This is a genomic window from Aristaeella lactis, assembly GCF_018118585.1.
In the GTDB taxonomy this organism is placed as follows: domain Bacteria; phylum Bacillota; class Clostridia; order Christensenellales; family Aristaeellaceae; genus Aristaeella; species Aristaeella lactis.
Genome location: NZ_CP069421.1, coordinates 1140590 through 1158153, shown reverse-complemented (window position 1 = coordinate 1158153; position 17564 = coordinate 1140590). Strand labels below are relative to the sequence as shown.

9 protein-coding genes are annotated in these 17564 nt (G+C 50.8%); 6 read left to right on the top strand and 3 right to left on the bottom strand.

Annotation, left to right across the window (positions count from 1 at the left end; translation table 11 throughout):
* Positions 1–6 precede the first annotated feature (6 nt).
* A complete protein-coding gene (locus JYE50_RS05440) occupies positions 7–1608 on the bottom strand; it encodes a hypothetical protein (RefSeq protein ID WP_084094858.1) in 1602 nt (533 codons plus the stop codon).
* A gap of 167 nt (positions 1609–1775) precedes the next feature.
* On the opposite strand from JYE50_RS05440, the gene JYE50_RS05435 reads away from it, so the two are divergent.
* Positions 1776–2621 (top strand): transposase, encoded by an 846-nt coding sequence (locus JYE50_RS05435; RefSeq protein ID WP_084094857.1) that lies wholly within the window; start codon positions 1776–1778, stop codon positions 2619–2621.
* Between the two features lie 210 nt (positions 2622–2831).
* Positions 2832–3749 (top strand): Fic family protein, encoded by a 918-nt coding sequence (locus JYE50_RS05430; RefSeq protein WP_084094856.1) that lies wholly within the window; start codon positions 2832–2834, stop codon positions 3747–3749.
* A 155-nt stretch (positions 3750–3904) separates the two neighbouring features.
* Here the strand turns inward: JYE50_RS05430 and JYE50_RS05425 are convergent, their stop codons facing one another.
* Positions 3905–5935, bottom strand: a complete 2031-nt coding sequence (locus tag JYE50_RS05425) for a leucine-rich repeat domain-containing protein (protein ID WP_179138227.1) — start codon at positions 5933–5935, stop codon at positions 3905–3907.
* Positions 5936–6021: 86 nt separating this feature from the next.
* Positions 6022–6363, bottom strand: a complete 342-nt coding sequence (locus JYE50_RS05420; RefSeq protein ID WP_084094854.1) for a hypothetical protein — start codon at positions 6361–6363, stop codon at positions 6022–6024.
* A 336-nt stretch (positions 6364–6699) separates the two neighbouring features.
* On the opposite strand from JYE50_RS05420, the gene JYE50_RS05415 reads away from it, so the two are divergent.
* The 4 genes from JYE50_RS05415 to JYE50_RS05400 all read left to right on the top strand — a co-directional run bounded on the left by JYE50_RS05415 (position 6700) and on the right by JYE50_RS05400 (position 17564).
* Positions 6700–8817, top strand: coding sequence for an FAD-binding protein (locus tag JYE50_RS05415; protein ID WP_084094853.1), 2118 nt, complete (start codon positions 6700–6702; stop codon positions 8815–8817).
* Between the two features lie 245 nt (positions 8818–9062).
* Positions 9063–9251: a hypothetical protein gene (locus tag JYE50_RS05410; RefSeq protein ID WP_084094852.1), complete on the top strand. Its 189-nt coding sequence runs from the start codon at positions 9063–9065 to the stop codon at positions 9249–9251.
* 880 nt (positions 9252–10131) lie between these two features.
* Positions 10132–11661, top strand: a complete 1530-nt coding sequence (locus JYE50_RS05405; protein WP_084094851.1) for a tyrosine-protein kinase domain-containing protein — start codon at positions 10132–10134, stop codon at positions 11659–11661.
* Positions 11661–17564 carry an RHS repeat domain-containing protein gene (locus tag JYE50_RS05400; protein ID WP_084094850.1) on the top strand — a complete coding sequence of 1968 codons (5904 nt, stop codon included), beginning with the start codon at positions 11661–11663 and terminating at the stop codon, positions 17562–17564. Before JYE50_RS05405 ends, JYE50_RS05400 begins: the two co-directional genes overlap by 1 nt.

The following is a 17564-nucleotide window of genomic DNA, read 5'->3' as shown; positions in this document are numbered from 1 at the left end:
TTCTCCTTATGGTTCCTGTGTCTCAGGTTCGGCTTCCGCTGACCCGCCGGATACGTCTTCCCGGTTCATCCCGGGCTGGGTTTCCTGTTCCGGAACCGGAACAGGGGAATCGTCCCGGGGCTCCGGTTTCATGAAAGCCTTGCGCATCAGCAGGGCGGCACCGAGGCCGAGAAGCAGCGGGGCAGCGTAGATCAGCAGAGCCCAGGGCCAGTAGAGGCGTTCCATGCCGTATGCGGAGAATGAGCCGCTTGAACTGATCGTTTTGATATTCGCGATCAATCCATAATACATGTATGACAGCGTACTGACACGCTTGCTGGCACCGTAAATATATGCGCTGTACAGGCCGCTCCATGAGATGGCACCGGCAAGCAGTGCCAGCGCAGCCATCAGGCTTGCGGGACGATTGACCTTATGATTCCGCAGGATGAACGCCAGGATGATGATCACAAGCACCATGCGCCAGTCGAATATAACGGTAAGCACCTGGGGCAGAAGCGTATCATTTGAGATAACCCTATGGAAGAACATGAATTCCATGAAGGCACAGCTCAGGGCTGCTGCAAGCACGATCGCGATGATGCCGAGTGCTTTTCCGGAAGCGCGGCTCATGAGCCGGATCAGGCTCCAGGCAATCAGGCATCCGAAGGCTCCGGCACCGACAGCGAGCAGAATGCTGTTGGCGGCGGCAGAGACCCATTTATCGCCAATAACATCCGCCAGTTTGTTGCCGAACAGGATCGGGACCAGGCTGATGCCGGCAATCGGGAACAGCCAGAATTCACCGGAGGCTTTGCTCAGTTCAACATGATTTTCGCCGGCACGGCGGCGCAGGTATATAACAGGAATAATGCCGATCAGGACCTGCAGAAGGACCTTAATGACAGCAATGGCATTGCCGGCGCCTGTGCTACCGACAAAACTGTTGGTGAATATAGCCCAGTCAAAGGTGTTTGAATAAGGATAAGCATTCTGAAAAACGAACAGGATACCGTTTGTGGTCATATTGCCCAGGAGCCAGACAAGGATGGCAGTCAAAAGGCCTGAATACGCACCTTTTTCGGCTTCAATGCCTTTGCGCATGTGCAGATAAGCGAAGATGCCGGCGGTAAAGCAGAAGAGGGAAATCGTCTGCAGGCCTTCCGAGAGAAGATGGAGCAAGCCGGCACCGAGGATAGACGTGTGATCCGGCAAATGGATAAAAGCGAGAGTCAGCATGAAGGAGGGGAGCACCAGCGGAACCAGCCACAGGCAGGCAGCGGTCAGAACCGTTCCAGGCTTTTTCATGGCTTTATATATTGTGCACAGGGCTGCGGAAAGCACGCCGCACACAGCAAGCATAAAGACTTTGACCAGCAGGGTGTTCTGCAGGGCGGTGCCAATGATCCCGGATGCTACCTGGAAATTTCTGAGACCCGTACCCGGGCTGCCAAAGATCCCGTCGCGCACGTTGTACTTCTTTGTGGAAATGTAGGCGGTCAGCAGGAAGATGACCACCATGATCACCAGCGTGATGGCCGCCGGGATGAGGATCAGCTGAAACTTCTTCTTAGGGGGTTCTTCTTCCTCGGGAACAAAGATTTTGTCGGTATCCTGGATCTCGCTCATATGCATGCTCCTTAATCAATGGTTTACCTGATGATCAGATGATATCATGAAACACAGAAAAACGGTGTAACAACTCTGTAAATTATGTAAATCAAGGGAGAAAGGCAGTCCTGCAGAATCTTTACAGACGATGGATCCGGATGATATAGTTGAGCGGGTGATGATCTATGCCGAGAACAGCGAGAACAAAAAGCAGATCGAATATCTATCACATCATGATGCGCGGGATCAACAGGCAGGTGATCTTCCAGAGTGACGCGGATCGCCGGCATTTTATTACCATCCTGGGAGAATGCAAGGAGATCTCCGGCTTTAAGCTCCATGCCTTCTGCCTGATGCCCAACCATCTCCATCTGCTGCTGGAGCCGGCGGGGGACGAGCCGCTGGAGATCATCTTCAAGCGGATCGGCAGCCGGTACGCGGTCTGGTACAACCGGAAATACCAGCGGGTGGGTCATCTGTTCCAGGACCGGTTCCGCAGCGAGAACGTGGAAACGGACCGGTACTATATGACCGTCCTGCGGTATATCCTTCAGAACCCCATGAAGGCGGGCATGGAAAGCAAACCAGGCACCTACCGCTGGAGCAGCTATCTGGCCTATGAAAAAGGCGGCGGTCAGCTGACGGACACCGCCTATGCGGAGAAGATGTTCGGGGGCAGGGAAGCGCTCATCGACTTCGTGAACCAGGCCAATGACGATGAGGCGTTGGATGACACAGAGATCCGCTGGCGCATGACGGATGAGGAAGCGGAAGAGTTGTTCAGGGATATCACGGGGTGTACGTCATCGGATGAGTTTATGATGCTGGATAAACCTGTCAGAAGGCAATATGTCCAGAAATTATACCTGGCGGGGCTCTCTGTAAATCAGATAGAGCAGTATACCGATACACCCAAATCAAGTATATCCAGGGTTATTAACAAAATAGATTTAGAAGAAAGAAAAGAAAGAGAATCTTTTCAACTGCATGAGGATGTATGTGAGTATGTCGCATGTGACGAAGTGTGGTGAAGGAGGCGGCGGGGAAGCTGCCAAAAAACGGAACCCCGGGACGGTTCCTCTGTTCCACTTTTTTGAAAAATGGAACTAGGAACCGTCCCGGGGTTCCGTTTTATGTACCATCCAACCTCAATCTTTACATTTTTTCATAGGAAACACGCAATATCTTTACTTTTAAGCATTTTAGAGCTAAAATAAGTAAAGATTCAAGGAGGGGTTTGAATGGCAAAAATCTCATATGAAGGCCTCATCAAAGCAATGAAGGAAAAAGGGGTCGGGAAAACAGACCTTTCCCGCGACCTGGGCCTTTCAACCCGTACAGTGGCGAAAATCGCCAAGGGTGAAAAGCTGTCCCGTGCCAGCATTGGAAAGATTGCGGAATACCTGAACACATCTTCTGAACTGATCATGCGTGAGGAAAGCTGCAACCGCATCCTTCAGATCCTGCGGGATGAGAAAGAAATGAGACTTTCCGGCGGTCTTTACCATGAGCTGCAGGTCAGGATGACCTACAACTCCAATCATATCGAAGGCAGTAAGCTGTCTGAAGACCAAACAAGATATATCTTTGAAACCAATACCGTGGATATCGGTGACGGAATTCCTGTCGATGACATTCTGGAAACAGTTCATCATTTCAGGGCGATTGATTATGTGATCGATACAGCGGAAAAAGAACTGACAGAAGATATCATCAAGCACCTACACTATATCATGAAACACGATACAAAGGATTCCACTCTTCCCTGGTTCGCGGTCGGAGATTATAAAAAGCGGGCTAATGTTGTAGGCGGAAGGGAAACTGTTAAGCCTTCGGAAGTCCACATTCAAATGAAGAAACTTCTTGACACGTATAACGCGAAATCCTGTGCATCCATTGAGGATATTATCGCCTTGCATGCCGAGTTTGAATATATTCATCCCTTCCAGGATGGTAACGGAAGGGTCGGACGGCTTGTAGCGCTGAAGGAATGCCTTCGCCACAACATTATTCCGTTTATCATTGAGGATTCTAAGAAAAGCTTTTATTACCGGGGTCTTACCGAATGGCGAAATGAAAAAGGCTGGCTGATCGATACCTGCCTGGACGGACAAGACACCTTCACCCGTCTCCTCGACATGCTCGACATCCCGCATTGAAAAACGGAAAAAACGGAAAAACGGAACCCCGGGACGGTTCCTCTGTTCCACTTTTTTGAAAATGGAACCAGGAACCGTCCCGGGGTTCCGTTTTTGGCCATCAAGGCGCGATTTGAGGGAAAAGTGGAACTAGGAACCGTCCCGGGGTTCCGTTTTTATTCCACGATGGTGTAGGGGAGGTTGTTGTCGATGCAGTACTGCATGGCGCAGCTGTCTTTTTCAACGATAACTTCTTTCAGGTTTTCGCAGTCCCTGAAGATCCCGGGCTCCATTTTGGTAACGGAAGCCGGGATGATGACCTTTTCAAGGTTGGTGCAGCGTGAGAACAGTACAGCACCCAGCGTGGTGATGGATTCCGGAATGCGGATCTCCTTCAGGCTTGTACAGTTCTGGAATATACCATAATCCATCTCCTTCAGGGAGTCGGGGAGGGTAATGTTCTTCAGTTTGGGGCACGAAACAAACGCGTTCGCCCCAATGCTGGTCAGGCCTTCCGACAGGTTGATCTCCTCCAGGGACGGGCTGGCGCCGAACGCCATTTCCCCGATGGACTCAAGAGTATCAGGCAGGGATACGGAAACAAGCGCGTACCTGTTCCGGAAAGTGTTTTTCCCGATGGAGGTAATGCCGTTTTCGATCACAATACGACTGAAGTCCTCATTATCCCAGGGTGTGTTGCCACCCAGGAATTCACCTTTGTCAGTGGTTCCGTGGGTACCGAATACTTCGTTATAGTCATCCATGGCTCCGGTGCCGGAGATATACAGGGTTCCGTCCTCCACCTTCCAGGAAATACTGGTATTTCCCACAGGCACGTGTACGGAAGCGTCATCCCCGTAGTTATATGCCAGCATGTTTTTATTGCAGTATTCTTCGGCGTAACTGCCCTTCTCTACAGTGAAAACGGCATTCCCGCATTCATCAAAGGCTTCATATTCAATGGTGTGCAGGGATGCGGGAAGGTTGACATGCTCCAGCCTGGTACAGTTCACGAAAGCACGGTCTCCGATAATCTCAATCGATTCCGGCAGTATGACATCTTTCAGCTGGAGACAGTAATCGAATGCATTGGCTCCAATCCTGCGGACTGAACCGGGGATTGTGATCTTCTTCAGCGCGGTAGTATCAAACGCATAAGCTTCTATGTAAAGCAGGGAATCCGGCAGGACGGCATATTTCAGGTCTTTATGATTATAGAATGCCCGCTTGCCAATGGAAGTGATCCCTTCCTCAACGATAACACGCCCAAATACTTCATCGTCCCAGGGCGCGGTTGTGCCATTGACCGTACGACGGCCGGGTGTTGAAGATGATTCATCATAAGTATACTCGAAATCTTCCATAGGACCGTTTCCGGAGATGGTCAGGATTCCGTTTTTCACGTTCCAGGTAATCTCCGCCTTTGCGGCAGGCGCTGCCGCTTCAGGAAGCGTATCTACGCCGGTATACTTAATTCCGTTTTCCTTACAGAACTGTTCGGCATAGCTGCCATTAACAACGATGATGCTCTTCAGGCCTCGGCAGTCGCCGAAAGCATCCTGCGCGATCTCGGTCACAGAAGCAGGTATCAGGACCGTATCCATGCCTATGCATGCATAGAAGGAGTACCTGTCGATCGACATTACGGAATCCGGAATCCTTATCTCGGACAGTCCGTCACAGGACTGGAAAGTTCCGAATTCGATCTTTTCCAGGGAAGCGGGCAGGCTGAGACTCCGCAGGCTATGGCAGCCGGAGAACGCGTTCTGTCCGATACAGGTAATGGAATCCGGCAGGTTGATGTCCTTCAGGTGTCCGTCTCCGCCGAACATAAATTTCCCGATGGACACCAGAGTCTCCGGCAGGGATACGCTGACAATGGCGGTTTTGTTAAAAAACGCGTAATTACCCAGGGTAGTGACGCCTTCTTCCACAACGACCTTATCGAAGCTTCTGTTGCCATACCACGGGCTGTTGACGCCGATCCTGGTCCCAGACTCGCCGTCAGTACGCGGCATCCGGATCTCCTTATAGTCCTCCATGGGACCGGTGCCGGAGATATACAGGGTATTTCCCTCGATCCTCCAGGTGAGTTTCTCGCCGCAGGTGCCGTTCAGCTGTTCCTCAGCTTCCGCAAAGCAGAGGGAGGAAAGCATCAGCACAACACACATCAGGCAGGCAAACAGACGGGAAAACATTGTCTTCATGGTCATTTCTCCTTCCAGGCTATTACGGGTCTTTCTGTAAAAAGCATAACATGAACCGGAGAAAAACGGTGTAACATCTCTGTAAATTATGACCGGCCACAGGAACCATCCCCCTGACAGGTTACCCGGATGACAGGAACAACAGCAGCACCGGCATCCCGGTCCAGACCATCCACCAGTTCACGGATGACCCTGGCGTTCTCCAGGGACTCTTTGCGCGCCTGAATACGCCGGGCACGCTTTGCAGCGGTCAGGGAGGCGTGCTGCTTTTTCTCCTCCTGGCGGCGGATGTCATCTAACAGCGCATTCAGGTTAAAGACCTTTTTACCCGAAATCTTCGCATAATGCTTTTCCTCACGGAAAATGGCAACAAGCACAGCGCCAACGCCGATCGAGATAAACAGAACCGGATAAACAACGGTGTACATAACCTTACCTGCAATACGCAGCCTCCTTTACAAGCATCATACAATATCCCAAATAAAGGATACAGAATAGGTTTCGGAAAATAAGGCATGTTATTTTGCGGCGGACGGGGTGGGCCTGAGGGACGGTTCCGGTGGCACATGGTAATGGGCCACCGGAACCGTCCCTCAGGCCCAAAAATGGAACTAGGAACCGTCCCGGGGTTCCGTTTTTGGCCAGACGTTGGTTACACGCGGGTATACCGGCTTTATACCTTGTTGTATACAAAAACGCTATATATAATGAAAGGACAGGAAACCTGTATATATTTTTTCTTATTGTAAGGAGGAGGAACCCTAATGAAAAAACTTCTTTCTCTTGTCCTTGCCCTTGCGATGATGATGACCCTCGTCAGCGTCGCATCGGCGGATCCGCTGACGGCGAGTGTCGCCGGTTTCGGCGGGGACGTGACCATTACCGTGGAACTGGACGCTGACGGTGTGATCACCGCCATTTCCGCGGACGGATCCACCCAGACGCCTGAGGTGGGCGGCGCTGCTGCCGCGACCCTGAATGAGGGCGCCCTGGCAGCCCTCGTAGGCACGAAGCTTGCTGACGTGGACACGAAAGCCATCGACAGCGTGACCGGCGCCACCATCACCAGCGACGCGATCAAAACCGCCATCGATATGCTGAAGGCCCAGGCCGGCGGCGCGGAAGCGGCACAGGTCAAGGACGGCACCTACACCGTCACCGTACCCGGCTATTCCGTCACCGAGCAGATGACCCTGAACTTCACCTTCGAAGGCGGCAAGCTGACGAACATCGAGACCGTCACCGCGGGCAACACCCCGGTGATCTTTGCTACCGTGGAAGAGCGGCTCTATCCCCGGCTCATCGAATCCCAGAGCCTTGAAACAGACGCCGTCTCCGGCGCGACAGTCGCCTCCAGCGCCGTGAAGCAGGCACTTGCCATGGCCATCGAGCAGGCCGGCGGCAGCGCCGCCGACTGGCATACCCCCATCGAAAAGTCCACCGAAGTCATCGACCTGGACGGCTATGATGTGATCGTTGTCGGCCTGGGCGGCGCCGGCATGACGGCCTACCTCTCCGCCGCGGAGAAGGGCGCCACCGTATTCGGCATTGAAAAGGCCGCGAAGGTGGGCGGCAACTCCACCAACACCGCCGGCCCCATGGCCATCAACCCGCCGTCCCGCGTGGAGGCCAACGGCGGACAGATCGTTCCCCCGGAAGACCTCCTGAAGGACTGGGCGGAATACACCACCATCGACGGACAGCAGGACGCCAAGCTGGACGTGGTGGAGAAGTTCATCGCCGAATCCGGCGAGACCCTGGACTGGATGGAAAGCTATACCTTTGAGTTCGCTCCCCAGATGGCGGCCTTCTTCCATCCCGCCGGATGGCAGGTCTGGGCCACCTACGGCGGCAAGAACGGCGGCACCAAGGATGACGGCTATATCGCAGCCATCGAGACCGCCAAGGCCATGAATGAAAAGAACGACTACATGCTGGAACTGGAAGCCAAGGAATTGATCATGGAAGACGGCAAGGTTGCCGGCGTGAAGGCGGTTGCCTGGGACGGCACCACCTACAACATCCACGGCAAATCCGTTGTCCTCGCCACCGGCGGCTACGCCGGTGATCCGGAGCTCGAAAAGGAATACATCCACGGTGTCTGGAAGACGGAAGCCATGACCCAGTGCGACGGCGCCGGCATCCGCATGGCCCAGGAGGCTGTGAACGCCAACCTGTACAACATGGACGTGGTCCCGGTTTCCCACATCGCCCAGGTGTACAACATCATCAAAAACGATGACCTCACGAAGGACCAGAAAGCGGTCCTGACCTCCCTGGTCATCGACAACTCCTACCCGGTCATCGGCGAGAACGGCAAGCGGGTCAACGACCAGATCGGCATGTTCTTCTCCTTTGACTGCTGGGCAGCCGGCCCCACCTACTTTGTCATCTACTCCGAGGATGACATCAATGCCTTCAAAACGGAAGGCCTGAAGAACGCCAACGTTCCCATGTTCCTGGCCCAGGGCGGCACCGTGGAAGCGAACAAGCCCGTAACCGACCTGGACACCATCCTGGAAGTGGGCAAGCAGTACGGCGATGTCTACGAAGCCGCCAGCCTGAAGGAACTGGGCGAAGCGATCAACGTCCCGAACATCACCGAACTCGTGGAAGACAACGGCAAGGCCTACTACGCAGTCAAGGGCGCCTCTTACATCTACTCCACCTGCGGCGGCCTGGAAGTGGACACCAACATCAACGTCATTGACACAGACGGCAACCCCGTCCCCGGCCTCTACGCCACCGGCAATGACTCCATCGGCGTCCTCCTCGCCTCCGAAAAGGCCTACGTCACATACGGCGGTGCCGCAGCCGGCTGGTCCCTCACCAGCGGCAGACTCGCTGGCGCCAACGCAGCCGCCTACGCAAAAGGGGAGTAACAACACCACATAACAAACAACCACAACAAACAACCAAAGACAAACCACCCATAAAAAACAACCAATAACAACAAACAACGAAGGACCTCGCCCGAAAGGGTGAGGTCCTTTTATTGTACACAGAAGCAGAAACAAGAATGTACAAAATAAAACATACAAGCCCTTGACAAAGGAACAAAATGATATATACAATACATACAAATGCAAAAACCGTTTACACACCCCAAAACAAAGGAGCGAAGAAGATGAGCACATACGAAAAGCCCAAGGTTGAAGTCATCAAGCTGGATAAGGATGTAAGCTTTATGACTGAAAGTGTGCAGACCATTACCGGTGGAGGACAAAATGCTTCAGGATTCCAGCCCGGTCCTGCATTTCCGCCAACACAGACCGGTGGAGCCAGCGGACAAAACGTACAGGGATTTGAACCCTGAACAATAGAAAAGATTTAACAGGTGGCAGAAATGCCACCTATTTTGTATCAGGGGGATTCCTCCACACGCTGACGCTTGGTCGGAATGACATGCTAGGTGCGCTGCTGAATGAATCCTATGTGTGTTGTTTCGTTCTGAACCCGTAGGAGATCCCACCACGGTCGGGATGACAACGGGGGCGGGGATGAATGGTATATAGTTTGGCCGTCATATTATTACTAACAGGAACAGATCTCTCCACTCCGCCTTCGGCTTCGGTCGAGATGACATCAGGGGGCTGATTTTGTTTGGCTCCGGTCGAGATGACATCAGGGGCTGGTTTTATACGACTCCGGTCGAGATGACATCAGGGGGCAGATTTCCTGAGACTCTGATCGAGATGAAAAGGGAAGAGTGACCAGGGAATAATTATGAATTGTGAATTAAGAATTGCAAAAAAACTGTGCATTATTATTCGTTGCTGCATTTTTTGTCCCTTGGATTTTTGATAATGTATTTTGGGGGTTGTCGGCTCAACCCTATACAGATATTGTATAAAACGGGAAAAGTTACATAAAATATTGACAAAAAGAGCACGTAACTATACTATAATAGATACATAAAATGATCAACATTTGTATTTGGTTACGCATACTACCACAAAAATCAGGTCTTTTTGAACAAAAATGCAAACGATTGTACAACGTTCTGCAGAATATGCGTAAAATTGGTTTATACGATGCAGGATGTGCCTGTGGCACCTTGAAATCGTTGAAAAAACATAGGAAAAACCTGTCTTTTTATATTTACATTTGCAATTATCATATGCTAAAATACAATAGTTATATGGTGTAATTGATACAAAAGTGTTACATGTACCAAAAGAGGGAGAGGTAACCTGATGAACAAGCAGAGTGGAAGCATCGATCTGGCAAGACTCGCTGTATACATTCTCAAGCGTATCTGGCTTGTGATCATTTGCGCAGCCATAGGATTCGGCTTTATGTACTGGAGAGCATCCAAAGCCATAGATACGTATACCGCTTCTGGCACCATGTTCGTTACCAACAGCAACCCCAATTTGGTCAACTACGGCTACACCAGTACTTCTGATATTTCTAGCGCGGTACAGCTGGTGAATATCTACAGCGAGGTCGTAAAAAGCGAAACCGTCATGCAGAAGGTTCTGGAATACGCTATTGAACCTGCAGGCGAGAACGGGAATGAAAACGATCTTCTTCTGAGTCAAAAATACCCGGGGCTTTCCACAGACTTCATTCGGAACGTTATTTCAATGAACTCCGTTCATGAAACTCCTATGGTTCGGGTCAGCTGCACTACTCCATACCCTGAACTGTCTGCTGATATCTGCAACAGCGTATTACAGGTTGCACCGACTGCGATCAAGGATGTTGTTGCTGCTGGTGAAGCGAAAGCTCAGGATTATGCGACTATTCCAATGTTTGCGAACGGTCGCAATGACATGAAAAAAGGTATAATCGGTGCGCTTATTGGTGCTGTGATTGCATGCGCTCTTCTTACTTTATTATTCCTCATGAATCACCGTGTAGAAAAACCTGCAGAACTTACAGACAATTATACGCCACCAATCCTTTCTTATATCCGTCGGGCAAAAGGGGAAGAAAAGGATGCAGGCGTATTTCTTCTAAATGACAAAACCGACATGGATATGGTAGAGAGCTATGCGAAACTTCGCATGAACCTGCTATATACCATGAGTGAAAAAATGCGCCGGACTGTCCTGGTGACCAGTGCTATCTCCGGTGAGGGTAAATCCACCATTGCTGCTAACCTGGCTGTATCACTTGCTCTAAGTGGAAAGAAAGTGCTTCTTGTTGACGGAGATATGCGTCGCGCCTGCCAAAGCGAGATGTTCTACTATGATCCGAATTCTCCGGGCCTTTCTGATATTCTTACCAGTAACATAAAAGTAGAACAGGCCATTTTAAATTCCACCTGGGACAACCTGGATGTACTTCCAGCTGGTGCTGTTCCGACTAATCCCTGCGAATTGCTGGAATCCCCGGCTATGCAGGAACTACTGAAAGAACTGGAAGAAAAGTATGATCTGATTCTGATGGACGTTCCACCAATCAACATCGTATCTGATCCACTTGCACTATCTGGCCAATGCGCAGGCGCACTGTTCGTTGTGAGACAGAATTTCTCTGACCATAGGGAAATCCGCAGGGCACTGATCAGCGCGGAGATGACAGGTCTGGAAGTACTGGGGTTTGTATTCTATGGAGAAAATATCCATCAGGGCAGGTATTACAGCAAGAGATCCCAAAGGGGATATCAGTATTACAACAAGTATGACACGCGAATTCAGGCAAGCAGCCAAAAGCTAAGCCAGAATGACAACCGGAATCAGGAGACCCGAAACAATCGCAGGGGGAATAAAGAGTAATGAAAAAGCTGGCAAAGATCATCCCGGTCATTCTGGCACTGATGCTTGTATTCAGTGTACTTCATGGAGCGTCTGCTGCAACGACGCCCCAAAGTCTTCGTATGCCAAATGCAACCCGTACAGATTGTGAATGGGATGAAGATGGCAGGCTCATCAGCGAAACAGCTGTGGACTCGGACGGCAATCCTGCCATTAATGCTCGTGGATTCTATAAAGCTGAATACACTTGGGATGAAAAAGGAAATCCGCTGACGGAAGCATACACCGGACTGAATGGTGAACCGATAAATGCTGACGGCGGATATGCCAAAGCTGTGTTTACTTATGAAAATGACTCCAACAAAGTTCCTCATATCGTGGCTGAAGACCGTTATGCCGCTGACGGCAGCCGTGCGGATATTCCCGGTGGTTACAGCTATCGCAGGGATATTTGGGACGGAGATCAGATCTACTCTACAACGTATTATGATGCGCAAGGCAACATAACCCAGCCGACAGGCGGATATGCCCGTATTCTTTACAGCAGGGAAGAAGACGAGAACGCAATCGTTATTACAAAGCGTTATGAAGGTGTGGACAATATTCCTCTGCTGGGGGCGGAAGGCGGTTCCAAAGTAATATACATTTATGCCAAAGGCCTAACTGCCGCGGTTAACGCAAGAGTGGACAATATGGGCCTGGGCATGGTTATGTCCATGGGTGCACGTGATGAGTATTACCCGGCAAATGAACCGCTAAATAAGTATCATCAGAAGACTGAAGACAGAAAACCGATGCTGCTGTCTACGGAGATTTTTTCAACAGACGGGTCTGCGTCTCTTGGTGCAAAACGCTGGCAGCGTGAAATCTGTAGTTATGACGAGCGCGGAAATCTGATACGTAAAGACTACTATGATGCAGACGGAGATCCTGTAATCTCCGGATACGGCTACGCTTCTATTATCAATATATACGATGAATATGACCGCGTTATCCAGATTGACTATCTCGATAAAGAAGAGCATCTGATCAAGATGCTCAGCGGATATGCCCGTGTGACCTATGAATACTACGGCAGTAGTGATCGTGTACACTATATCCGCTATTTTGGCGCTGATGGCGAACGTACAATGGTCACAAACGGAATGTCCATGATCGAACGTGAATACGATGATAGTATAGATGGTGAATGGTCGGCTAGAGAAACCTATTATGATATTCTTGATGAATACACATTGACTGATGGTGGATATGCACGTATAGAATGGAAAATAATACCTTATAATAGCTTTGATGAAAAAACCAGGTCATCCTGGATTGTTGATCCAGATGAAGTAAAATGGGAAAAAGTATATGGCGTAGACATGCAGCTGATTAAACGTAAAGCTGGCTATGCAGGATATGAAAACTACAGGAATGAAAATGGACAGGTTATTCGTACAGTCTATAAAGATGATCAGTGGAAGCCTGTACGGAATGACGAAAAACAGTATGCGTGGATAGACTATACATATGATTCCAACGATCGTGAAGATCCTGCAGTATTTGAAGCTTACTTCGATGAAAACGGGAATCCTACTGAAGAGATTTCCGGTGCCTATGCCCGCAGCATGGTCTACGGTGGCCCCAAGAAGAACCTGCTTCTTGAGGAAGTTTTCTTTGACGCAGATGGCAATCCGGATACCAGCATAACGACCGGTGCCCACAAGGCTACCTATACCTATGACCTGAACCTGCTCCAGACTTCTGTTCATTATTACAACGCGGATGGCACTCTTTCTGCCACCCGTACCGGCGAAGCTGCCATGATGCGGGAATACAACAGCAAGGGAAGTCTTCTGTGGGAAATTACCTACGGTGATGACGGAAATCCCATGGCGGTGAACGGAACCAACGCCGCCCAGGTACACAGCTATGACTATGCCGGACACCACACCGGTGAAAAGTTCTTCGATGCTGAAGGCAATCCTGTTACCAACAGCAACGGATATGCCTCTGCCATCTATGAGTATGACAACCAGGGCAATATTACAGGTATTTCATACTATAATGCGGAAAATATGCCCACTCTGGTGAGCGGACGTGCTAAGGTTGAACGTGAATATGACAATGCTCATCACATGGTGTACGAAATGAACATCGGCACCAACGGCCGCCCGGTGCTCCAGACTGAAGGATACGCGGCCCGGAGACTGGCCTATGATCCGGAAACCGGTATGACTACCAAAGTGGAATATCTGGATGCGGACGGTAAACCTGCACTGATCACTCTGGGTTATGCCGCTTATGAAACAAAGTATGACCATGCCGGGAACCTGACCCTGCGTGCTTACTATGATGAGAACGGAAACCTGATCGCTCCTTCCACTCCTGGCTATGCCAAACTGGAGCGTCAGACCGACGCCCAGGGCAGGGTTACGGAAGAAGCTTTCTTCAATGCCGATGGTTCCCTGATGTTGAATCCCAACGGCTATGCTGTAACTCAAACCACATACGAAACCAACAAAACAACTATTGCCTACCTGAACGATAATCGGGAACCTGCGCAAACATCCTTCGGTTATGCCACCAAAGAAACTGAAACGGACTATATGGGTAATGTAAAGAGCATTGCTTACTACGGTACCCAGAATCAGCCCGTAAAAATCGCAGCCGGTTATCACAAGCAGGAAAACACCTGGGACAATGAAGGTCATCAGCTGAGTGAGAAATACTTTGACGAAAACAATAATCCCGCCGAATGCCCGGACGGCTATGCCGCCTTCGTCTGCGAGTATGACGCCAACGGCAATACAACCCGTGAAGTGTATTACGGTGCTGACGGCCACATCACTGACATCTATGCCGGTGCAGCTGAAGTCCGCAGGGAATATGACGCGGATAACCGCCTGCTGAGTGAAGAGTATTTTGACGAAACAGGAACACCCTACATGCTCCGTGGTGACTACGCCTCCACGAAGTGTGAATATGACGCGCTGGGCAACCTGCTCACAGAGGCTTTCTTCGGAACAAACGGGGAGCCCGTGATCTCCACCAAGGGCTATGCCCTGAAGAAGGATACCTACGATATCCGCGGTCATCTGCTGAGCGAGGAATACAGCGACGGCAAGGGCAACCTGCTGATGCAGCGCAGCGGATATGCAAAGAAGCTGCAGACCTGGGACAGTCACGGCAACCTGACCAGCGAAGCCTGGTTTGATAATGATAATCAGCCTGCTCTGCAGGAAAATACCTATGCCTACAAGACTTACAAGTATGATAACCACAACAACCTGACGGAAGAAGCCTGGTATCATCACGAAGACGCACCGACAGTCCTTGCGGACGGCTACAACAGGGTAGTCCACGTATATAATGCTCTGGACCGGAAGGCCCGCAGTGTCTGGTATTACAACATGGATATCGTGACCCTTCCGGACGGCTATGCCGCAACGGCGTATGAATATGATGCACGCGGCCGGGTCACCAAGACATCCTACCTGGATGACAAGATGGCACGCGTCATGACAAAAAAAGGCTATTCCGCCATCCAGAATGTTTATGACAACGCCAACAATGTACTCCAGGTTCGCTACCTGAACGAACAGGATAAGCTGACCCGCCTGCCGGAAGGCTTCAGTGTCTGGCAGCGTGAGTATGACAAATACAACCACGTTACTTTAGAGCAGTATCTGGATGAAAACGAGAGGATCGCTTCCCTGACCAATCTTGATACGGCAAGACGTTATTCATTCGATAATCGCGGAAACCTGATCCGTACAGAGTACTTGAATTCAGGTCTTCAGGCAGTTGAAACCAGATTCGGATATGCCACTATTGAATACACCTATGATGAGTATGACCGGCGTACAGGCATGAAATACCTGGATGCCAATGGCCTGAACACCATCATTTCCAGCGGTTATGCCGGAATCCGCTATGAATACAGTGACCAGGGCAAAGTTTGGCGTACCACCTACCTGGATATTTCCGGACAGCCCACTCTGTTCAAGGACGGTTACGCTGCCAGCGAATTCATTTATGATAAGGATCTGAATCAGGTCGGTACGATCTACCTGGATGATAAATACAACCGTACCTATATCAGCGCTGGTTATTCCGGTGTCCACCGTGAAGTGGACAAGAACGGGGATATCCTGACCGAAACCTTCCTGAACAACGAAGACCAGCCGGTTGCCGGCGCAGGCGGATATGCCACCCTGCGGAACACCTGGGATACAAGACGGCGTGTGACAAAGCGTGAATACCTGGATGTTGACGGCCAGCCGGCAAAGCTTTCCAGCGGCTACTGCACGGTCAGGTATGAATATGACAACAATGACAACAAGACCAGGGAATCCTACTATAACCAGGACAATGAACTGATCTGGTGCAATGACGGTTACTGCGAGATCCTGCTGACTTATGACGACCGGAACCACTGCATTGAAGAGCGCCTGCTGACTCGTGGTGGGAAACCCGCTCTCCATACCTACGGACGTTATGCTTCCATGACGAGGGAAGTGGATCAGGATGGCCGTGTTCTGGCAGTTCGTTTCTTCGATGAACAGGGACGGCCCACCTATTACGCCAGCGATTACGCGGAAGCTCATTACGTATACGACCTGGCCGGACGGCAGACAGAGGTTACCTACTACGATAACGAAGGCAAACCGATGAGCGTCCGCCGCGGCTTCGCAAAGAAGACTACAACCTATAACACCCTGGGTCTCATGACTGAGGAAGCTTACTTCGACGCTGATGATAACCTGGTTGATACCCAGATGGGTTACGCCAAAGCTGTATACACCTATGATGAACTGGGTAACCGGCTCACCGAACGGTATCTGAACACCTCAGACTTGCAGGTTGTTCCCGAAGGTTCCACCTACGCCTATTACCTGATGGCTTATGACGAGGCTGGCAGGATCCTGAGCGAAGAATACTACGATGAACTGGACAGGCCCGCTCTTTGCCGGGATGGTTATTACGGACACTATGCCACCTACACCGAAAGCGGTCATGTAAAAGAAGAAAACTACATTGACGCAGAAGAGAAACCGGTGGCAGTGAACGGCTACAGCAGACGCGAACTCCTGGAAGAGGATGAAGAAAACCGGACCTATATTCTCCGCGTCATGAACGAGGCTATGGACGATATCTCCTATATCGAAAGCCGCCAGACCTTTGACAAGTATGACCGGATGATCCGGATCAGCTACTTCGACAAGAAGGGGAATCCGGCAATCGGTGCCGAAGGTGCCAGCACCGTCGAAAAGGAATACACAGGACGCGGACAGCTGGCTTTGGAAAGATACTTTGACGCAACGGGAGACAAGACACAGGTAAATGGCGCTTATGGTGTCAGCATCGAGTACACTCCCTTCGGACGTATTGCCAAGGAAACCTGGTTAGATGAGAACGGCAATCCCGCTCCGAACGCAGACGGATACGCCGCTATGACTTATGATTATGATCTGACAAACGCGGCAAAGGTGGAGAAGTATTTCCAGTACTACTTTGATGCGAATGATGAGCCGACCACAGCCAACAACGGTGCTTACGGTATGAGCAGCCTCTACTATCCGGCTACCCGTGTGCACGAGATCACCTACCTGGATGAGGACGGGAAGCCCGCAAACATCGACAAAGGCTACGCACAGCTGCAGTACGAAGAAGACGAGAACGGCAACCGTACCTGGGAAGGCTACTATGACCGATTCGGGGGACAGACAAACTGCAATGATGGCTACTTCAGCTGTGAGCGAGAGTACGATTCCGCAGGACGCCTGATCTCCGAACGGTATCTCGACCGGTATAACAAGCTGACTAATAACGCGGAAGGCGTTGCCGGATGGAACGGCTATTACGACGCTGAAGGCAACCTGATCCTCACGAACAAGTACAACCAGGAACGGGAAGCACTTCCGACCAATAATCCTTGA